Raw genomic sequence first — 19,847 nt, forward strand, 5'->3', positions numbered from 1 at the left:
CGACCATCAATGGGCGGCTTGGCTTAGGGAGAGGAACATGAAACTTTCGAGCGCACTCAAGATTACCATCGCGGCGGGGGTTTCCTTCGCCTCACTTGCTACGGCACATGCACAGGAGCAAGCTGATCGGACTGCCGACGCCAGTGTCGCGGAAGGCGAAATCGTGGTTACGGCGCAGAAGCGCTCCGAATCTGTTCAAAAGGTGCCACTGGCGATCAGCGCCGTTGGCGGCGAGGCGCTCCAGAATCGGCAGGTCACCAGCTTCGAAGGTCTGGCCCCATCGCTGCCCAGCGTGAATTTCGGCAAACAGGTTGGCTTCGCCCGAATCGCCATTCGAGGCCTGGGTCTGGACGCAACCGTCGGTGGCCAGGAAGGACGCGTCGCATACCATTCCGACGGTATCTACATCGGACGTCCGAGTTCGCAGCTTTCGACCTTTTTCGACATCAACCGTGTTGAGGTTGTGCGCGGCCCCCAGGGAACGCTCTATGGTCGCAATGCCACGGCCGGTGCGATCAATGTGATCACAAACGATCCGCAGGATACCATTGGCGGTTATGTCAAGGCGACGGTTGGCAACTATAGCCTCTTCCAGGAAGAGGGGGCGATCACCGGACCCGTCACCGAAGGCGTGGCGGCGCGCTTTGCCTTCACCAAGACTGACCGCAGCGGTTATGGACGAAATCTGAATCTCGGCCAAGACATCGACAACGAGCATTCGCTTGGTATGCGGGGTAAGATCAGACTGGAGCCGTCTTCGTCGGTCTCGTTGCTGCTGTCGGCCGACTACAGTTACCAGAGCGATGCCGCATTCGCCATTCACTTCGTCGGCCAGGGAAATCCGGACTCGCCCCCCCGAGTCGTATCTCTGGGAGGAACCTTTCCGGCGAACCCACGCGATACGTTCGCCAATATTCGGCAGGATGATGAGCGCCGCAATTGGGGGCTCGGCGCGACGCTGATCGCCGATCTGGGCGGCGTTACTCTCACATCCGTTACCGGCTACCGCAATTCCAGCGCGGATGTTCGCGGCGATCATGACGGCACGCAGGCGGATCTGTCGACGATCAGAACATATGAAAAGGCAAATCAATTCAGCGAGGAACTGCGGCTAGACGGTCAGGTCGGGCGTCTCAAATGGCTCGTTGGCGGCTACTATTTCCATGAGAAGATCTACGCCGAATCGAACTTCGCTCCGGTCCTGACATTCAGCACGGCTTTCATGAGCAAGGGCCTTCACTTCAATGGCAATCTCAAGACCGAGGCCGGCGCGGCCTTCGGCCAGCTCGACTACGAATTAATCGATGGCCTGACCTTTTCGGTCGGCCTGCGCTATTCGCGTGAAACGAAGTACATCGACCAGCGCGGAGCCGTCGAACTGTTCACGCCCGATGCGCCTGGACTTCAGCCAAATTACACCAGTTTCCAGAATGCATCGGCGACCTTCAGCTCGACTACGCCGCGCTTCAATCTGAGCTGGCAGGCAACCGACAATCTGATGTTCTATGCAACCTATGCGAAGGGCTTCAAGTCGGGCGGCTTCAACCTTGCGGGCTTCTCTCCAGCGGTTCAGCCTGAAAAGCTGACCGACTATGAAGGGGGGTTCAAGGCCACGCTGGCAGATGGCGCCGTGAGGCTGAACGGCTCGATCTTTCACTACGACTACAAGGATCTGCAGGTTCAGCGCATTCTCAATGCCGCCGCAGTTCTCGTAAACGCCGCAAATGCGCGGGTCCGCGGGATCGAGGGAGAGTTCACGATCAAGCCGTTCGTCGGTTTCGAACTGTCGGGGAACGCCTCGTACCTCGATGCCAAATTCACAAGCTTCCTGTCGGAAGACTCGGCGCGGCCAACGCTTGGGCTGATCAATCTCGCCGGCAACCGTCTGCCGCAGGCGCCAAAATACACGGCCAACCTCGCGGCGCAGTATTCGCTTCCGGTTGGCGGCGGCGACATACGCTTGCGCGGCGAGGTGGCCTACACCAGCCAGATTTACTTTTCGTTCTACAACCGACCCGAAATCTCTCAGGAGAGCTACACGAAGTACAATGCCTCGCTGAGCTACGAGGGTGAGAATGGGCTGACGGCTTCGCTGTGGATCAAGAATATCGCCGACAAGCGTACCTATTCTTCGACCCAGGTGTCGAGCGGTTTCCAGGGCTTCCCGATCCAGGGCACCTATGACCCGCCGCGCACATTTGGAGCCTCGCTGGGCTACCGCTTCTGAGTGGAGGGGCCGCTTGCAGCTTGCGCTGCAAGCGGCCTCATCGTTTAAGCCGGCAAGCGTCGATCATCGATCGCTTTGCGGAACATTCCTCGCACTGCTAGGGTGAGAGAATGGTAACAGCCCGAGAAATAGCCAAATCTGTTGGAGTATCTGTCTCGACCGTTGGTCGCGCCCTGGCGGATGATCCTCGAATTAGCGAAGACACAAAGGCGAAGGTTCGCAAGGCGGCCGACCGGGCCGGCTATGCTGGAAATATTGCCGCGCGCATCGTTCGAGGGGGAACAAGCAATCTGATCGGCCTTCTGGTGCCCGAGATCAGCAACGATTTCTATTCAACGATAGCCCAGGCGCTGTCCGATGTCTGTGGACGCCATGGCTATCGCCTCGTCCTCTCGCTCACCCGCGACGACAAAGACGACGAAATCAGGAACATACGTGAACTCGTCGCGGCCCAGGCTGCGGGCATCATCATCGTGCCCACGCCCTCGCCAAAGCGTGCCAGCCTCCAACTCCTTCGCCAGATTCCGCATGTTCAGCTGCTCAGGCGCGTGAACGGGCTCGAAAATACCTGGTTCGGCATCGACGACGAAAACTCGATCAAGGAAGCCGTCGCCCACCTTGCATCGCTCGGACACCGTAGGATCGCCTATCTGGGCGGTGAGGGATCGCTGTCCACCGGCATATCGCGCCGGGAAGGCTTCCTGCTTGGTTGTGAAAGGGCTGGACTCGACGTCAGCGAATGCATCATCCGGGTTGGAGCGCCCTCCCGTGAATTCGGACGCGTGGCGCTGGACGAGGTCATGTCGCTCGACCAGCAACCCACGGCAATCATCTCAGGCGCCTTCAATGTGACGATCGGCATCATCGAATGGCTCGAGACGCGCGGCTGGGACAGGAATGTCCCCTCGCTCATTGGCTTTGGCGATCCCGAATGGTTCTCATGGTGGCACGGCGGTCTCACGACTATTCGGCCACCTGTCGAGAATCTTGCCACAAGCTGCGCTCTTTGGTTCCTTGATCAGCTGCGAGACAAGCAGAACAAGAAGTCTCCCATGGTCGAACACAGTTCGGTTGTGGCGTCGACGCTGATTGTTCGCCGCAGCACGCACCCCATCAAAACCTGATAGGACGTCGGCCAAAAAAAGGACCGCACCCCTCATATGGATGCGGTCCGGGGGGTGAAGTATTGAACTCCGTCAGGGGCAAACGACGTAGTTGCTGAACCCGCCGTCCCGTTCCCTGAGTCCGGAAATAGCCTCATTCACCTGAGAAAGTGGATAGATCTCGTCCTTCAGGTAGCTCATGTCCAGGACGTCGGCACCGACCATATCTGCCAGTTCCTGGCCCTGCTCGGTGGTGAACCAGTTCGAACCGATGATATGAATCTGCTCGTCCATCAGCCATTTGACGTTCACCGGCAGCGGATCGGCAACGCCTCCGATCACCACCAGGCGACCGCCGCGCTTGAGCGCATGCATCGAGTCAGCGACCGTTTCGACAGGCGCCCGTGCGCCAAGCGCACTAATGACGAAATCGACGCCGTGGCCGTCCGTATGTTCCATGGCCCATTCGGCAGCCGAGCGCTCGCCCAGCGTCAGTATCTCGATGCGATTCGGGGCAAACGCCTTGACGCGAGCTATAAGCTCCTTGTTGCGCGCCGTACCAAGAATCTTCGTCACTCCCATAGCCAAGCAGAGCAGCGTGGAGGCGACGCCGAGCGTCCCGGTAATGCCATCGATGAAGGCAACCTGTCCCGGCCCCGCGTTGGCGTTGCGTAAGGCGCCGTAGGATGTGCCAAGATAGCCCATCCGGCCTGCCTTCTCGAAGGTCATGTTGTCCGGGATTTTGACGATCGCATAGGCGGGAGCCAGCATATATTCGCCGAAACCGGCATATTGATTGACATCGAAGATTTTCTGTCCGTCGGGACTGGTGCTGAAGTAGCCGTTCAGCGTGTAGTATCGGCATTCCGTCCGGCGGCCCGCCGAGCAGGGCCTGCAGGAACCGCATGAACGAAGCGGGCTGACATAAACCCGGTCTCCTGGATTAATGCCGATAACGCCCTCACCGACGCCATCAACGATCCCGGCAGGGTCGAGGCCAAAGATCGCGGGAAATTTCGGCAAAGGCTGATGCGGGAACCAGGACGTCCAGTTGTTGATCACGTTGCCCATGTTTGGAACGATGCCGCACGCCTTCACCCTCACCAGCACTTCGCCCAAACGCGGTTGAGGTACAGGTAGCGTATCAAGCGTCATGGGGTTATGCAGTTCGTGGAGCCTGGCGGCGACCATTGTCCGGGTCATTCAAATCTCTCCTGATTGAGTTTCGTTGCATTTGTCTCGTGAAGTTCCGATCAATATGAACGCTATGGTCGCGGGCTTGTCGGTTTCGTTCCGCCAGGCGTGACGGGTGCCATTCTGAACAATGACATCGTGAGGATGGAGGACCGACTTCGACCCGTCGCTCAGTTCCAGGGTCAGCGTGCCATCAAGCACGATTCCATAATCGATCGAAGCGGTCTGATGAAATCCGGCCTCGTCGAACAGTTCGGCAAGGCCGGGGCTGAGGCGGAAATTTTCTTCTCCCGCCTTGGCTCCATCGAACGATGTAGACGCGAAAATGCTATCGGGCGGAAAGGTCGCGACGATGAAGCGGGTTTCACCCGGTAGCGGCACATGGGAAAGCGTCGGTGTCGTTGGATCTTCCGGTGCGCTCCTGACGGGTTCTCCGGTCGAAGTCGCCCATATGAGACGCGTGACCATGCCGGGAATATGCTCATAGGCCGAACATATGGTGGGCGCGCCGTCGGAGGCGACGGCGGATCGTCCCTGACTGTCATGCCGCGTGACAAGTCGCCGGATTTTTACTGGTACACCAGCTCCAGAACCTTCCATCGCCCTGTCTCTCCTTGACCAATTCTCTGACTTTGAGGGTAAGGTGCGCATACCCTGTATCTTGCCCACGACTTTCAAGCGACATTGATAGTCACTGCATCAACTTTCGCTGTTCAAGATGATGCCCACACGCGTCATAGCGTTCCGCAATTGCCTCCTGATTGCTGTAGCTTCATCAGATAGCTTTCCAGCGTTTCCGGATCCGGCTTTTGCGCAGGGGCCGCGAGCGAGACACCTTCAAACGGACTGGCCTCGAAATACCACCGGGCAAGAGCCGGAAGGCCCCAGCGTAAACTGGTCGAAAGCGATGCAGCCTCCCAGCGAACCGGTTCGATCTCGAGATCGATGGTCTGATAGTGGCTGTTGAAGAGCTCCATACGGTGTCCGTCAGGATCGAGAATGTAGACAAACAACATGCCGCCAGGACCATGGCGGCCAGGGCCGCGCTCGACATTCGTGGGGTAACCGAGAAGCCCGGCAATGTCACATCCAGTGAAGATGTCGTGCGACTCCGATACGGTATAGGCAAAGTGGTGAAGTCGCGGCGACATGCCAGGGACGATCGCCAGATCGAGACAGGTTCCCTTACGGTACATGAAGGCTGCGAGCAGCTTGTCTTCATGCGCGATATATTCCGAGTATCTGAACCCGAGCTCGTTGTAGAATGCACAGGCACGTTGCATGTTCGATGTGTGGGTCTGGAAATGGTCCAGACGCTGGGCGCACGCCCCGCGATGGTTTCTCTTGTCGAGGAACATCCGTGGGCGGGTTTCCATATGGGCGCAGAATTCCAGTTTCGCTCCGTCGATGTCCTCAACGTGCAAGGTCCGTTGCTGGAACGGCACCTCCACCCAACTGGCCGGCAACCCGCGCTGGGTGAACCAGTCATAGGCAATATCGAGATCGTCATCGCTCAGTACGCGAAAGCCGATACGTCGGCATTTGCCGCCATCTTTCGATTGAACCAATGTTAGGCTGTGATGGCAGGCCTCAGCAAGCGCGCGCAGATAACAGGTCTCACTATCTTCATCCGAGACTACGAGGCCTGCCACCTCCGTGTAGAATTCGCGGCTCTTCTGCAAATCCGCCACGGTAAGAGTTACGTGGCTCGTGCGCGTGATGTTGAACGCCGGACGAAGGTTGACGGGGGGCAGCATTGTAAGGCTCCTATGGCTCGGGAATCGCATTGCGCTATCGTTAGCATTAACCTAGCGGAGCAATACGGCTGATGTCAACATGCTCTCGACCCGATTGGCGGAAAGGCGCCGACCCGGTCAAGCGAAGGTGGCATCGCCCCATGATCACCAAAAGCAGGCCGCTGAACCGCCCCTTTTCTTGATGGCGACTACACTCAGGGTCGCGGCCGAAACGCCTCTGTCCTCAAAACCGGTTGACAGCATAAACAATCTGGATAAATGCTAACGTTCGCATTAAATAGGATGCCGTCGAACGATGAGTGATTCGATTACCAACGATCCGGGCTGTATATTGCTGACGGATCATCCCTGGCCCGACCTCGATATCGAGACATCGATTGTCGAAGGTGCCGGATATCGGTTGGTGGTGGGTCCCGAGGTCGCCGGCACCGCGACAGAGGTCGAGCAACTGGTCGCGAATTGCTCGCCGCTGGCGATCGTCACATGCTGGGCGCCGGTATCCCGCAAGGCGATTGAAATGCCGCCTCGCTTGAAGATCGTCGCGCGGCTGGGCGTAGGACTGGACAATATCGATGTCGATGCCGCCACGGCGCGTGGCACCTGGGTCACTAATGTGCCCGACTACTGCGTTCAGGAAGTGTCCGACCACGCGCTGGGATTTGTTCTTGACCACTGCCGCGGCATTTCGAGACTGAACGCCGCCTCCAAGAGCCATGGCTGGGAGTCGAATGCGACCGGTCTTCTTCGGACCTCGGACCAGGTCATCGGCATTCTGGGCTATGGAAGGATCGGCCGCGAAACCGCCCGGAAATTCAAGTCGATGGGCTGCCGCGTTCTGGCCTATGACCCCCACTTCAGGCCGGATGCCTCGGTGGCCAGAAGTTCGAGTATCAGCGAAATTCAGGCCGAGTGCGATGCGATCATCGTCCATGTTCCCTTGCTCCCGGAAACAACCGGGCTTGTTGATGCCGTCTTCCTCTCGGCCACTCGGAAGAGGCCGCTCATCGTCAACGTAAGTCGCGGGCCGATCGTTTCCAACGAGGCGTTAGTTGCGGCCATTGAGGCTGGACAGATCCGGGGCGCGGCGCTCGACGTCATCGATGGGGAGCCGTGCCCGCCAAGATCGATCGTCGATCATCCGCTCATTACCGTCACGCCGCATGTGGCTTATGCATCGGATGCGTCGATGGCCGAACTTCGCCGCCGTGCCTGTGAAGAGGCTATCAGGGTCCTGAGGGGTGAACGCCCGAAACATGCGCGGAACGCACCCGATGTCTGATACCGAGGATCAAGGCATCCCGCTTGAAGGCGGCGTGGCGAGCGACGTCCGTGTCATCGACACTCCGGACGGACCACTGGTGGTCAAGAAGGCGTTGGCCAAGCTCAAGGTTGCTGCGGATTGGTTTTCCGACCCTTCGCGTTCGATGATCGAAGTGGCGGCGATCCAGGCCTTTGGCAGTGTTGGCGGCACGGAGACCGTCCCGGAGATCGTCTGGGTGCGCCCCGATGAAAATTGCTTTGCGATGCGGCTCGTTGCTCCTCGCTTGCGCAACTGGAAAACCGATCTGCTGGATGGAAGGATCGACTTGGCGACGGCGGCTCGCGTCGGGGAAATCCTGGGGCTGTTTCACAGCCGTTCCGCGCAGCGTCCGGAACTCGCGCGCCGGTTCGACGATTTGCAGTTCTTTCACGAACTCAGGGTCGAGCCCTTCTTCGACCACGTCGCCGGGCAAAAGCCCCATCTCGCGCCTCGCATTCGTGAAATTACGGCCGCTATGCTCGGGCGACGGCAGGCGTTGGTCCATGGCGACTACAGTCCGAAGAATATTCTTGCCGATGGCGGCGATGCCGTCATCCTCGACTTCGAAGTCACGCACTGGGGCGATCCCCGTTTCGACGTCGCCTTTTGCCTCGCGCACCTGATGCTCAAATCCGCGCTGGTAGGCGGTCATCCGGCAAAATTAGGCGCCGCGATCCAAACATTTCTCGATGGCTACCGGGCCAAAGGCCTACCGATAGTCGATGCCGGGCTGGCACATGTCACTGCGTGCCTCTTGCTGGCGCGGCTCTTCGGCAAATCACCGGCGGACTATCTTGCGAGGCTCGATTCCGGCGCCATCGAAGCCAAGGCAAACGAACTGCTCGCTATGAAGGCTGCACCCCAATCTTCCGATTTTCTCATTTTCCCGGAGCTTCACGCATGACATCTTCCGCAAAGATTACCTTGGTTCGCGCGCGACAAATTCTCGACAGTCGTGGGCGGCCCACGGTCGAAGCCGATGTGACGCTGGAAGACGGCAGCTTCGGTCGCGCCTGCGCTCCGTCCGGAGCATCCAGGGGGCGATACGAGGCATGGGAACTGCGGGACCAGGATCCGGATCACTATGATGGTCTAGGCGTCCAGATTGCTGTTGCCAATACCAATGAAGAACTGTCATCCGCGCTCTGCGGGCAGTCGGCGCTGGATCAGCAAACTATCGATCAGCTGATGAGGGACATCGATGGGACCGCATCGCTCCAACGGCTTGGTGCCAATGCCGTACTCGCGGTTTCAATGGCAGTGGCACGCGCCGCTGCCGATCATCAGGGGATTCCGCTCTACCGCTATCTTGCGGATTTGGCAGGCACGGCCATTTCAATCCCGATGCCGATGACGAACATCTTGAGTGGCGGCGCACACGCCGGTCGCGGGATGGACCTCCAGGACTTCTTGGTCATACCGGTCGGTGCAAAGTCGTACAGCGAAGCGCTTGAGATGATTTCCCGGGTAAGACTTTCATCAACGCGCCTCATGAAGGATCGTGGTCTGACGACCCTCCTGGCAGACGAAGGTGGGCTAAGTCCGGGTTTCGGCAAGGCCGACCAGGCCATGGAACTCATGGTGCGTGCGTTCGAAGCCGCAGGACTGCGGCCAGGCGAGGACGCGGCGATCGCGCTGGATGTCGCGGCCAGCGAATTGTTCGAGGATGGCAGCTATCGGTTGGCGGGCGAAGGTCGCGCCTTGTCCGGCGCGGAAATGGCGGATTTCATCGTCGATCTGGCCCGCCGCTATCCGGTCGTCTCGATAGAAGATCCGCTCGAACAGGATGATTGGGACAACTGGCGCAAATTCACGGCCGCCTTACCGAACTGCCAGGTCGTGGGCGATGACCTCTTCGTCACCAGCGCCGAGCGGATCAAAAAGGGAATTGCACAAGGTGCGGCCAATGCCGCGCTGATCAAGCTCAATCAGAACGGTACGGTCAGCGGCACCATAGAAGCGACTGCGGTCGCGAAGTCGGCTGGCTATGCGGCTGTGGTTTCCGCACGGTCCGGCGAGACAGAGGATACGTTCATTGCTGACCTGTCGGTTGCTTTGGGAACGGGCCAGATCAAGATCGGGTCGGTTCGCAGCAGCGAGCGGCTGGCCAAATACAATCAGCTCCTTCGTATCGAAGAGGGTGGCGATATCCCGTTTGCCGGGGTTGGCGGAATTTTTGGCCAATCCAGATCCCTGGTGGATTGAAAGGATTTCAGATGAGCTTTGCGCTAGCCTTGATCGAGGGAGCCAATGGTCCATGTGCCGTGCTGGAATTGAGCGACGAGCTGTATGCTCTTGCCGACCTCGTGCCGGAAGCGTCCGTGAACGGGCCCGATCTGGTTCCGCTGTTCGAAAATTGGGGAACCATGCTCGGCGCGATTGAAGGCGCCCTTGCACGGGGTGACCTTCCCTCGCCGATCTCGTCAACGCAAGGCGCGTCATTTCTCGCGCCGTTGCAGAGGCCAGCCAATGTCATCTGCGCAGGCAGCAACTACTACGATCATCTGCTCAAGGACTTCGGCATTGCCGACTTCGACAAAGCGGCGAACGACATCCTCTACTTCACCAAGCAGGTTGGATCGATCGTCGGACCTGGGAAGACTGTGCGATATCCCAGTCAATCGGAGGCATTCGATTGGGAAATCGAACTCGTAGTGGTCATCGGCAAGGTGGGGCGTCGCATCCCTCTCGATGAAGCCATGAGCCACGTGGCAGGCTATACGATCGGACTCGATCTGACGGCGCGCGATCTGCAGTTCAACAAGCGGCAGCGGCGGCAATTCGACCTGTTCGGAGGCAAGGGCTTCGACGACAGTGCCCCGATTGGCCCCAGGATCGTTCCAGCCAAGTTCATCAGTCCCGACGAACTCTCACTAAGGTTGCGGGTCAATGACGAGACGAAGCAGGACTCGCATACCGGAGAAATGATCTGGAACGTTGCGGAATTGATTGCCGATGTCAGTCAGCACATCACTCTGAGGCCTGGAGACCTACTGTTCACTGGATCGCCAGCGGGGGTCGGTCACGCTTCAGGCACTTATCTGAAGGTCGGCGATCGAATCGATGCGGAGATTTCGGGGCTCGGTGAACTGTCCGTCGAGATCGTGAAGGATCCGGACGCCGCGCGGGTCTGGAACCGTCAGCTATTGCTGGCTGCCGAACTGGCGAAAGCCAATCCCTGAGCCTCTGTCAGCCCGGCTACGCGGGGGACCGTGTCACGGCCAAAGGTTGGGAATTTCGCATCGAACAAGCGACCGTCTGGACTCTTGTCGATGAAGACAACGTGATCAAGGGGCAGGCGGCGCGTTTCGATAGCTGGCTGTGGCTCTGATTCAGATTGAGATGAACCATGACTCAAACAGCCGACTTTCAGGCATCCGCCCGACTTTGCGTCGAATACAGGCAAAGCCGATCGATATGTGAATCCGTACGCAGCATTGCTGCAACTTCGCCCGCATCCAACGACAACTTTGCGTGCTTTGAGCAGTATGTTTTCGAACGCGCGGCCATGCGAGAGTTGAGCGGCGATGTTGACTTCTAAACAGCGGGATCGCCATTCAGGCCTGGCCACAAGGGCTGCGGCGCCTCTTTCGCCTCCAGTTGATGCCGCAGCGCTCCGCGAACGTTTGGAAGCGCTGCACGAGCGGACGCAGGAAAGCCCGCTTTACAATCCTGTCTTCCAGTTGAGCCTGGAAATCTCCCGGTTGCTGGAAACCGGCGCGCTTTGTAGCGATGGTCTGGCGAAAATCGTAGCGGAGCTGGAGCGCGAAAGCCTGAAAAGCAGGGCAATCCGTCTCGCTCGCATTCTTCGGCCGGTCGATAACGAAGAAAACAAGGCCGTTTTTCGCTCATTGGCGGCCGGATCACATACCTTCGAAGACCTGACCAAGCGCTGGTCCTCGCCCTTGCTACATGTCGTGTTCACGGCTCACCCGACTTTCCTGCTGACCCCGGCACAGAGCGATGCAATTGCTCGGGCAGCCAGTTGCTGTGACCAGAACGAGCAAATCGTTTTCAATGCGGAAACCGTCCGACCTGCCATTACGCTGGCGCACGAACATGCGGAGGCCATGTCCGCGCTGACGCATGCCCAGAACGCCCGCGATGAGATTGTCGATGCGCTGTTCGAACACGCCCTCGATCGATTTCCGGACAAATGGCGGGAGTTTCGCCCCGTGCCTTTCCGGTTTGCCACCTGGGTCGGATACGACATGGACGGGCGGACCGACATCGGCTGGACGACCAGCATCCACTGCCGCCTTCAGGAGAAAGCCATCAGACTGGCACGCTACGCGCGTGTGCTCGAAGAGATCATGCCCGAGCACGAATGCGTCTTACTGCTCCGCGCGGCCGAGACGCATTCGGCCGAGATGGCCGACCTGTTCACCAGCGAATTGGCCGACCCGGACTCCATATCCGTCGCCGCCAATGCGCTGGCTGCGGAGCATCCGGCGAAGCTGACTTCGCTCGATCGCGTGATAGCCTCTCTGGAAAACTCTGCACGCGACGCTGAAGAAGCGCGCGCACGCTCCCTGCTCACCCTTGTTTGCGCGATGAAGGCCGATGGGCTGGGCATGGGTGGGATCCAGTTCCGCGTCAACGCCGCCCAACTGCACAACGCGATCCGGCGACGGATCGATCCAGAGAATAGGCTGGACCTGGCCAGCAAGACGGCTTTGCTTCGCATCCGGTCGATTCTGGACGAAGTCCGGCCACGCCAAACCAGTTTTGCAGTGCTGGCCATCGAGAACACCACCGCTGTTCGCCAGTTTCTCGCGATGGCGCAGATTTTCGAACACATTGACGCCGACACGCCGATCCGAATGCTCATCGCGGAATGCGAAGACCCCCAAACGGTAATGTCTGCCTTGTACTTTGCCCGCCTGTTCGGCCTTGAGAAGAAAGTTGACGTCTCCCCGCTCTTCGAAACCGAGAGCGCGATGGAACAGGCCGAACGTTTTTTCGACGCCCTGCTGGCGGAACCGGCCTATCAGGCCTATGTGCGAGGACGAGGCCGCCTGGCGATTCAGACGGGCTTCTCCGACGCGGGGCGGTTCATCGGACAGCTTCCGGCGGCCCTTGCGATTGAGCGTCTGCATGGTCGCCTCGCACGCACCATGGCGAAATATGGCCTCAACGACGTTTCTGCCCTGATCTTCAACACCCATGGGGAATCGATGGGCCGTGGGGCTCATCCGGGCAGCATGCTGGATCGTCAGACCTACCCGATGAGCTGCTGGGCGCGCAGCCATTTCGCTGAAGCAGGCATCGCCGTTGAACTCGAGGCAAGCTTCCAGGGCGGAGACGGTTACATGTACTTTCGTACGCCGCAGCTCGCGCTGGCCGCCCTATCTCGCATTGCCGAGGCTGAAACGGGCATGCCCGAACAGGAACCGGATCCGCTCTACGACCATACCGAGATCAGCCTGGATTTTTACCGCGGCATCCGCAGGGTCCAGCGCGGGTTCATGGAGTCCCGGACCTACGCGCGATCGATCACCGCGTTTGGCCTTGGTCTCCTGCATGAAACCGGCAGTCGCAAGGCTCGGCGTCAGTCGGATCTGGCCACCGACCGAGAGATGAACCTGCGGCAGATTCGGGCCATCCCCCACAATGCGATCCTTCAGCAGCTTGGCTATCCGGTAAATCTCATTGCCGGTGTCGGCACCGCTTCTACCGAGAACATGGAAGCCGTTGCGGAAATGCTCACGTCGAGTGCTCGAGGTCGGCAGATTGTTCGGTTGCTGAGGGCCGGGAACCGGCTCGCAAGCATCAAGTCGGTCGCGGCCTACGGCGAACTTTTCAATTCGGCCTACTGGGCTAGTCGGCCCTATCGAAGCATGGAAGGACATCTTGAAGCCGCCTGTTTGGCGCTGGCCAATCAATTGACGGTCGACGATCGCAACAGTGCGTTCCGGACGCTCGTCTCGCGGCTGCGCGTCGATGCGGTGAAACTCCATCGCTTGCTCGACCATATTCCGGACGAAGACTTCGACGAAGGCCGGGAAGATCTCCGGCGGTCTCTTGGTGCGCTCCATGCCGTTCGGCTTGCGTTGATGCAGCACATGTTTCTTCGTGCTGTCCAAATCCCCCCATTCTCACGGTCTAATGACATCAGCCGCGAGGACGTGCTGCATATGGTTCTGAGTTTACGGATCGACGACGCGGTGCGGCAACTGCGATGGGCGTTCCCCGTATCGGCACCGACGATGGCCGATTTCAATATCCCCGTTCGGTCAGATTACCCGGACGACCTAACCCAAGTCTATGCCGATATTCAAACGAGATATATCGAGCCGATAGCGCGTTCCTACGAACTAATTCTGAGGACTGGATCGGCGATAGCCAATCACTTCGGCGCATACGGCTAAGGCCGCGACGTTCGGCGATGAACTGGTCGATATGAACTCGACAATTGCGAGCATCCGCACCGCCTCGCGGGTTTGGCAAAATTTGGCACGATGTCGCGAGGCTCAAATCACCGCACACAACGACGTTCCGATATCTTCCGGTCGGCCAATCTTGGCCATCGGAGAACTATCATGGGACATTCAGACCTTGATCCCGCCATACATGATCGGCGCCCTTGGAATGCAGGGCAGAATGTTGGGCCAAAGCGCCCATTGAAGCCGCGTGATATCTGGGCCATCCGTTTCTATCTGGACGAACATAAGCGTCTACGGGACCGGGCGCTCTTCGGCCTGGCAATCGATAGCAAGCTGCGTGGCTGTGATCTGGTCAAGATCAGGATCGGCGACCTGATGAGTGCAGGATCATTTCGTGATCGCGCGACTGTCGTCCAGCAAAAGACTGGCCGTCCGGTGCAATTCGAGATCATGTCCGAGGCACGCAAGAGCCTGAAGGCATGGCTTGATCGGCGCGGCGGGACGATCCGCGACTTCGTATTCCCAAGCAGGATCGATTACCTCGGTCATTTGAGTACACGGCAATATGCGCGCCTCGTCGACGAATGGGTCTCGACGGTCGGCCTCGACAGGCGGGAGTATGGCACACACTCGATGCGAAGAACGAAGGCTTCACTGATCTACAAAGCCACAGGCAACTTTCGGGCAGTGCAAATCCTGCTCGGTCATACCAACATCGAGAATACCGTCAGATATGTCGGCGTAGATATCGATGATGCTTTGACGCTGTCTGAACGGACCGAAATCTGAAAATTCCGGCTTCCTGACATCCTTGGGAAGCCGGTGCATTCACATGAATGATCGGCTGGTATCAGCGAGTGCCTGCGGCCGCGCGAACGACGGCTATGTTGGCGAATGTAACCGCATGACCTATCTGCAGGGAATGGCGGCACCGACCAGTTCCGCCGCTCTCTGGCGGCCATTGGACGGCAGCTTTCGGTGGAACCTGCCGCTGGTGCCATAGGAGGCTGTCCGGCAGCAGCGCGCCCTTGGTGATTGCTCCATCGTGTTGATTGGCTACTAAAGAGCCGGGGCTGCGCAAAATTGACGCAGGTTCGATCACTTGTTCCCGGGGGCGCATGAAACCGCACGATTTTCTGAAGAAATGGCGCAACGTCGAGCTGCAGGAGCAGTCCGTCGCAGAGCCATTTCAACGATCTGTGCGCGCTACTCGGCGTCCACGATCCGGTCTCGGCCGATCCGAAAGGCGAGTGGTTCACTTCCGAGAAGGGTGCGAACAAGACCAGCGGCGGAAACCGCTGGGCGGACGTCTGGCGGCGCGAATGCTTTGGCTGGGAATATAAGGGCCGCCACGCCAATCTCGACAAGGCCTATGGCCAGCTGCTGCAATATCGGTGGCGCTGGAAAATCCGCCGCTGTTGATCGTATCCGACATGAACCGGATCGTGATCCGCACCAACTGGACCAACAGCGTTCAGGAAACGCACGAGATCGCGCTGGAGGACCTGACCGACGGCGCGGTGCGCGATCGGCTGAGGGCCGCCTTCACCGATTCCGAGCAATTCAGGCCCGCCAAGTCGCGCCAAGAACTGACCGAGGAGACCGCGCGCGAATTCGTCGGCATCGCCCAGCGGCTTCGCGACCGGGGGCGCGAGCCGCACCGGGTGGCCCATTTCGTCAACCAGCTCGTCTTCTGCATGTTCGCCGAGGATGTCGGCCTGCTGCCCGACCATCTGTTCACCAAGGTGTTGAGCGCCAGCCGGGTGCGGCCCGAGCGGTTCGAGGGCAATGCCGCCAAGCTGTTCAGCGCGATGGCGATCGGCGGCGACATCGATTTCGAGCCGATCGAATGGTTCAACGGCGGGCTGTTCACCGATGCCAGTGTGCTGCCGGTCGCGAGCGAGGATATCGACCAGTTGCTCAGCGCCGCGCGGCGCGACTGGAGCCAGATCGATCCCTCGATCCTAGGCACGCTGTTCGAACGCGGGCTCGATCCCGCCAAGCGCAGCCAGTCGATGCCACCTTAATGCCCCTTGACCTCAATCTCGTCATGTGAGGTCTCATAAGCCCGTGCAGATCAACTTCAATTCCACATAATCATCAATGCCCCAGTGGGAGCCTTCGCGCCCAAGGCCTGATTCCTTGACGCCGCCGAATGGCGCGACCTCCGTCGAGATCAGTCCGGTGTTAAGGCCGACCATTCCATATTCCAGCGCTTCCGAAACGCGAATGCTTCGATCCAAATCCCGCGTGTAGATGTAGCTGGCGAGGCCGGCCGAAGTGTCGTTGGCCATCGCGATCGCTTCAGCCTCGCTTTGGAACCGCACCAGACCAGCGACAGGGCCGAATGTTTCCTCCTTGCAAAGCAGCGCGTCGGCAGAAACATTTGCCAATACCGTGGGAAGGAAGAAATTGCCTTCGCCCTCGATCGCGTGACCGCCGGTCAGAATGTGCGCCCCACGCGTCACTGCGTCATCGACATGAGCGGATGCCTTGACCACGGCCCGCTTATCAATCAGCGGCCCTTGGTCGGTGGGTCCGTTCATGCCCGCGCCTACCACGAATTGGCTGACGCGTTCGGCCAGGCGCTTTGCAAAGATGTCGAAAATGCCATCCTGAACGAGGAAGCGGTTCGCGCAGACGCAGGTTTGGCCGGTGTTCCGAAATTTTGAAATGAGAGCGCCTTCAACCGCGCTTTCGACATCGGCGTCATCGAAGACGATGAAGGGCGCGTTGCCGCCCAGTTCCAGGGAAACACGCTTCACTGTCGACATGCAGCGTGCCGCCAGCATTTTGCCCACGCCCGTCGAACCCGTAAACGTGAATTTTCGCACTCGCGGGTCCGTGGTCAGGATTTCCCCGATCGGTGCCGCATCGCCGGTCACGACGTTGAATATCCCCGCAGGCACCCCTGCCTCCTCCGCCAACACGGCGAGCGCCAGTGCCGAAAAGGGTGTGAGTTCAGAGGGCTTGAGCACCATCGAGCAACCGGCGGCCAAAGCAGGCCCTGCCTTGCGCGTGATCATTGCGAGGGGGAAGTTCCAGGGCGTGACGGCGGCGACGACGCCAACCGGCTCCTTGCGCACGGCCAGGCGACGATCGGATGCGTGCGGCTGGATCAATTCGCCATTGATCCGCCGTGCTTCCTCCGCGAACCATTCCAGAAAGGAGGCTGCATAGGCGACCTCGCCTTTGGCCTCGGCAAAAGGCTTGCCCTGCTCCAGCGTCAAAATTGTCGCCAGATCGTCCTGGTGCGTGAGCATCAGTTCGCCCCACCGCCGCAGTATGGCGCCGCGCGCCTTTGCAGCCAGCTTGCGCCAATCGGCCTGAGTGCGCCAGGCGGAAGCGACCGCCTGCTTTGTTTCGTCCGCGCCCAAATTGGGCACAGTCCCCAGCGCAGAGCCGTCTGCGGGATTGGTGACGGCGATCTTCGCCGTTGCCTCGATCCACTGCCCGTCGATGAAAGCCGCTTCCTTGAGCAGGTCCGGTCGAGAGAGTGTGTGTGGGAAGGTCACGCGACCTCCCTCGCGGAAACTGTCAGCGCCTTCTCCAGAATATTCAGACCTTGCTCCAACACTTCGTCCTCGACAGTCAGCGGCACCAAAATTCTTATAGCCTGACCGGACTGGCCGCAGCTTAGCAATATCAGCCCATGTTCAAGCGCGCGAGAGCAAACGCGCTTTGCCTCAACGCCGTCGGGTTGGCCATGTTCATCGACGATGTCGAAGGCAATCATCGCCCCGGGGCCGCGCAGGCCGGTGATTTTCACCAGATCCTTGTTCTCGGCGAACTGCGTAATCCGTTCGCGAAGTCTGTGGCCGATGACATTGGCACGGTCGAGGAGGCGTTCATCCTCGATCACATCCAGCACCGCCAAGGCTGCGGCCAGCCCGACGGGAGAGCCTCCATAGGTTCCTCCCAGACCGCCAGGGCCGATGACGTCCATCACATCAGCGCGCCCTATGACCCCGGAAATCGGAAAGCCGCCGCCCAGCGACTTCGCGACGGTAAGGAGGTCCGGCTTGATCGGCGCATGTTCAATGCCGAACATCTTGCCGGTTCGCGCGAAGCCGGTCTGAACCTCGTCCGCGATCACCAATATGCCATGACGGCGACGGATATCGTCGAGCGCCTGGAAAAATTCGGGCGGCGGGCTGTGGAAACCGCCTTCGCCCTGGACCGGCTCGATGATGAAAGCCGCGATGCGTTCGGGTTCAATGTCGGCCGCGAACAGGAAGTTGAGAGCCTTGAGTGTTTCCTCAACGCTGACTCCTGTGGTCGGGCTGGGATAGGGGAGATGGTAGATTTCCCCGGGAAAGGGTCCAAGACCCTTCTTGTAGGGCGAAACCTTGCCGGTCATGGCGGACGTCAGCAAGGTCCGGCCATGGAAGCCGCCCGCAAAGGCGATGATGCCGGGGCGGCCAGTGGCTGCGCGTGCGATCTTGACTGCGTTTTCGGTCGCTTCCGCGCCGGTCGTGAAAAAGATGGTTTTGGCATCGCCATCGACGGGCGCCAAAGCGTTCAGCCGCTCAGCCAATTCGATATAAGGCGGATAGGCAACCACCTGAAATGCCGTGTGCGTGTATTTGTCGATCTGGTCGCGAACCGCCGCGATCACCTTGGGATGACGATGGCCCACGTTGAGAACCGCGATCCCGCCCGCAAAATCGATATAGGCATTGCCTTCGACATCCCAGATGGTGGCGTTCTTGGCCCTGTGGGCGATAATATTGGTGGCGGTGGCGACGCCCTGCGGAACGGCTTTCGCGCGACGAGCGATATATTCTGAATTCCGCATCTGATGACCTTCATGATGGTTTCTGGAATCTTTCCTGATGCTGACACATTAGGTGATTCCGCATCTCGGGAGCAGTTGCTTTCGGCGGCGGGTTTGGTAACCTGAAGTCACCATCTAATTATATGGCTGAACGCGATGAATTCACCATTGCCTCCTTTCTCCGCCCTCAAGGCCTTTGAGGCGGTGGGCCGATTGGGTGGTATCCGGCGAGCAGCGAAGGCCCTTGGCGTAAGCCATGCCATTGTCAGCCGTCACGTAAGGGGGCTGGAAGAGCGCCTGGGCGTTACCTTGCTTGACCGGGAAAGCGGGCAGCTGACAGCGGTCGGCGTTGATTATCATGGCCGCCTGGTGAGGGTTTTCAATGAATTGAGGGAAGCAACGGATGCCGTTCGGGGCAGAACCGATGGCAAGCTCGTAATATCCTGCGTCGGCGGGTTGGCGTTGCATTGGCTCGCGACGCGGCTGGCGATGTCGTCTGGTCGAAACGGGATGCCGCCGGTCGATCTTCGGTCGGAAGATGGGCTCCTCGACCTCTCGAACAACGCCGTTGATGGCGACATTCGATATATAGGCGATAGCCAGACGCTGGACCGGAAGCGCGGTGTGCGAACGCTTGAACTGGCGAGGCCGCATGTCTTTCCGTTGGCCTCGCCGATGTTCGTTTCTCGCTGGGGCGATAAAATCCGTTCGGCGGAAGACCTGGCCAAATTGCCGCTGATCGAGGAACGCAGCGATGTGGAATGGCGCATGTGGATGCAAGCGCAATCTATCGATCTTCCGCCGAACACCCCGACCGGCAGATACGGTCATGCCCATCTGGCGCTAGCCGCCGCGCGCGCTGGCCAAGGGATCGCGCTTGGCAATCACTATCTCATTGCCGAAGATCTTGCGGCGGGTAGACTGGTGAAGGTCGTGCCTCGTGAAAAGGAATTTGTGCCCGTGACACTGGGAGCTTATGTTTTCAGAGGCCCTGCCAATCGGTGGTCGGACCCATCAATCGTCCGTTTCAGACGCTGGCTTGCGGCGCAATTCAGCGCGGACCCGGCATATTGACGCGTCTTCAACGGGCTGGCCGGGACGCG

17 protein-coding genes are annotated in these 19,847 nt (G+C 59.3%); 12 read left to right on the forward strand and 5 right to left on the reverse strand.

All coding sequences use genetic code 11. The annotated features are described in order from the left end of the window. The first annotated feature begins 37 nt into the window (after positions 1-37). Together ACZ5TB_RS17065 and ACZ5TB_RS17070 are read left to right on the forward strand one after the other, a co-directional pair. Complete coding sequence (locus ACZ5TB_RS17065) at positions 38-2,227, forward strand: TonB-dependent receptor (protein WP_464792855.1); 2,190 nt, start codon at positions 38-40, stop codon at positions 2,225-2,227. Positions 2,228-2,337: 110 nt separating this feature from the next. Next, a complete protein-coding gene (locus ACZ5TB_RS17070; RefSeq protein ID WP_464792856.1) occupies positions 2,338-3,351 on the forward strand; it encodes a LacI family DNA-binding transcriptional regulator in 1,014 nt (337 codons plus the stop codon). Positions 3,352-3,423: 72 nt separating this feature from the next. Here ACZ5TB_RS17070 and ACZ5TB_RS17075 read toward each other — a convergent pair whose 3' ends face one another. The 3 genes from ACZ5TB_RS17075 to ACZ5TB_RS17085 form a co-directional block, all read right to left on the reverse strand. Beyond that, entirely contained in the window at positions 3,424-4,521 is a 1,098-nt protein-coding gene (locus ACZ5TB_RS17075; RefSeq protein ID WP_464792857.1) for an alcohol dehydrogenase catalytic domain-containing protein, read from the reverse strand. Positions 4,522-4,533: 12 nt separating this feature from the next. Continuing rightward, the gene (locus ACZ5TB_RS17080; RefSeq protein WP_464792858.1) at positions 4,534-5,124 is read right to left on the reverse strand and encodes a cupin domain-containing protein; all 591 of its coding nucleotides are present in this window, start codon (positions 5,122-5,124) and stop codon (positions 4,534-4,536) included. A gap of 134 nt (positions 5,125-5,258) precedes the next feature. Beyond that, positions 5,259-6,281 carry a VOC family protein gene (locus ACZ5TB_RS17085; protein WP_464792859.1) on the reverse strand — a complete coding sequence of 341 codons (1,023 nt, stop codon included), beginning with the start codon at positions 6,279-6,281 and terminating at the stop codon, positions 5,259-5,261. Positions 6,282-6,576: 295 nt separating this feature from the next. On the opposite strand from ACZ5TB_RS17085, the gene ACZ5TB_RS17090 reads away from it, so the two are divergent. The 9 genes from ACZ5TB_RS17090 to ACZ5TB_RS17130 all read left to right on the forward strand — a co-directional run bounded on the left by ACZ5TB_RS17090 (position 6,577) and on the right by ACZ5TB_RS17130 (position 15,994). Continuing rightward, a complete protein-coding gene (locus tag ACZ5TB_RS17090) occupies positions 6,577-7,560 on the forward strand; it encodes a C-terminal binding protein (RefSeq protein ID WP_464792860.1) in 984 nt (327 codons plus the stop codon). Next, positions 7,553-8,485 (forward strand): phosphotransferase family protein, encoded by a 933-nt coding sequence (locus ACZ5TB_RS17095; protein WP_464792861.1) that lies wholly within the window; start codon positions 7,553-7,555, stop codon positions 8,483-8,485. Before ACZ5TB_RS17090 ends, ACZ5TB_RS17095 begins: the two co-directional genes overlap by 8 nt. Next, positions 8,482-9,786, forward strand: coding sequence for a phosphopyruvate hydratase (gene eno / locus ACZ5TB_RS17100; RefSeq protein ID WP_464792862.1), 1,305 nt, complete (start codon positions 8,482-8,484; stop codon positions 9,784-9,786). The genes ACZ5TB_RS17095 and eno overlap by 4 nt, the downstream gene beginning before the upstream one ends. Before the next feature lie 11 nt (positions 9,787-9,797). Then, on the forward strand, positions 9,798-10,763 hold the full coding sequence (locus tag ACZ5TB_RS17105) for a fumarylacetoacetate hydrolase family protein (RefSeq protein ID WP_464792863.1): 966 nt from the start codon (positions 9,798-9,800) through the stop codon (positions 10,761-10,763). Then, on the forward strand, positions 10,760-10,912 hold the full coding sequence (locus tag ACZ5TB_RS17110; RefSeq protein WP_464793275.1) for an MEKHLA domain-containing protein: 153 nt from the start codon (positions 10,760-10,762) through the stop codon (positions 10,910-10,912). The genes ACZ5TB_RS17105 and ACZ5TB_RS17110 overlap by 4 nt, the downstream gene beginning before the upstream one ends. A 295-nt stretch (positions 10,913-11,207) precedes the next feature. Further along, on the forward strand, positions 11,208-13,952 hold the full coding sequence (locus ACZ5TB_RS17115) for a phosphoenolpyruvate carboxylase (RefSeq protein WP_464792864.1): 2,745 nt from the start codon (positions 11,208-11,210) through the stop codon (positions 13,950-13,952). 171 nt (positions 13,953-14,123) lie between these two features. Beyond that, positions 14,124-14,756, forward strand: a complete 633-nt coding sequence (locus ACZ5TB_RS17120) for a tyrosine-type recombinase/integrase (RefSeq protein WP_464792865.1) — start codon at positions 14,124-14,126, stop codon at positions 14,754-14,756. Positions 14,757-14,799: 43 nt separating this feature from the next. Next, positions 14,800-14,970 carry a hypothetical protein gene (locus ACZ5TB_RS17125; protein WP_464792866.1) on the forward strand — a complete coding sequence of 57 codons (171 nt, stop codon included), beginning with the start codon at positions 14,800-14,802 and terminating at the stop codon, positions 14,968-14,970. A 391-nt stretch (positions 14,971-15,361) separates the two neighbouring features. Then, a complete protein-coding gene (locus ACZ5TB_RS17130; RefSeq protein ID WP_464792867.1) occupies positions 15,362-15,994 on the forward strand; it encodes a type IIL restriction-modification enzyme MmeI in 633 nt (210 codons plus the stop codon). 33 nt (positions 15,995-16,027) lie between these two features. Here the strand turns inward: ACZ5TB_RS17130 and ACZ5TB_RS17135 are convergent, their stop codons facing one another. Together ACZ5TB_RS17135 and gabT are read right to left on the reverse strand one after the other, a co-directional pair. Further along, the gene (locus ACZ5TB_RS17135; RefSeq protein WP_464792868.1) at positions 16,028-17,482 is read right to left on the reverse strand and encodes an NAD-dependent succinate-semialdehyde dehydrogenase; all 1,455 of its coding nucleotides are present in this window, start codon (positions 17,480-17,482) and stop codon (positions 16,028-16,030) included. Continuing rightward, positions 17,479-18,765, reverse strand: coding sequence for a 4-aminobutyrate--2-oxoglutarate transaminase (gabT, locus tag ACZ5TB_RS17140; RefSeq protein WP_464792869.1), 1,287 nt, complete (start codon positions 18,763-18,765; stop codon positions 17,479-17,481). Before gabT ends, ACZ5TB_RS17135 begins: the two co-directional genes overlap by 4 nt. Before the next feature lie 135 nt (positions 18,766-18,900). Here gabT and ACZ5TB_RS17145 point away from each other — a divergent pair, with 135 nt between their 5' ends. Beyond that, on the forward strand, positions 18,901-19,818 hold the full coding sequence (locus tag ACZ5TB_RS17145; protein ID WP_464792870.1) for a LysR substrate-binding domain-containing protein: 918 nt from the start codon (positions 18,901-18,903) through the stop codon (positions 19,816-19,818). Positions 19,819-19,847: the final 29 nt, after the last annotated feature.

It is taken from the genome of Sphingobium sp. TomTYG74 (genome assembly GCF_055393875.1).

Coding starts and splice junctions, on each gene's coding strand:
- ACZ5TB_RS17105 (WP_464792863.1), top strand. CDS start 9,798: ATGAGCTTTGCGCTAGCCTTGATCGAGGGAGCCAATGGTCCATGTGCC.
- ACZ5TB_RS17065 (WP_464792855.1), top strand. CDS start 38: ATGAAACTTTCGAGCGCACTCAAGATTACCATCGCGGCGGGGGTTTCC.
- eno (WP_464792862.1), top strand. CDS start 8,482: ATGACATCTTCCGCAAAGATTACCTTGGTTCGCGCGCGACAAATTCTC.
- ACZ5TB_RS17090 (WP_464792860.1), top strand. CDS start 6,577: ATGAGTGATTCGATTACCAACGATCCGGGCTGTATATTGCTGACGGAT.
- ACZ5TB_RS17120 (WP_464792865.1), top strand. CDS start 14,124: ATGGGACATTCAGACCTTGATCCCGCCATACATGATCGGCGCCCTTGG.
- ACZ5TB_RS17125 (WP_464792866.1), top strand. CDS start 14,800: ATGAATGATCGGCTGGTATCAGCGAGTGCCTGCGGCCGCGCGAACGAC.
- ACZ5TB_RS17085 (WP_464792859.1), bottom strand. CDS start 6,281: ATGCTGCCCCCCGTCAACCTTCGTCCGGCGTTCAACATCACGCGCACG.
- gabT (WP_464792869.1), bottom strand. CDS start 18,765: ATGCGGAATTCAGAATATATCGCTCGTCGCGCGAAAGCCGTTCCGCAG.
- ACZ5TB_RS17095 (WP_464792861.1), top strand. CDS start 7,553: ATGTCTGATACCGAGGATCAAGGCATCCCGCTTGAAGGCGGCGTGGCG.
- ACZ5TB_RS17070 (WP_464792856.1), top strand. CDS start 2,338: ATGGTAACAGCCCGAGAAATAGCCAAATCTGTTGGAGTATCTGTCTCG.
- ACZ5TB_RS17075 (WP_464792857.1), bottom strand. CDS start 4,521: ATGGTCGCCGCCAGGCTCCACGAACTGCATAACCCCATGACGCTTGAT.
- ACZ5TB_RS17145 (WP_464792870.1), top strand. CDS start 18,901: ATGAATTCACCATTGCCTCCTTTCTCCGCCCTCAAGGCCTTTGAGGCG.
- ACZ5TB_RS17080 (WP_464792858.1), bottom strand. CDS start 5,124: ATGGAAGGTTCTGGAGCTGGTGTACCAGTAAAAATCCGGCGACTTGTC.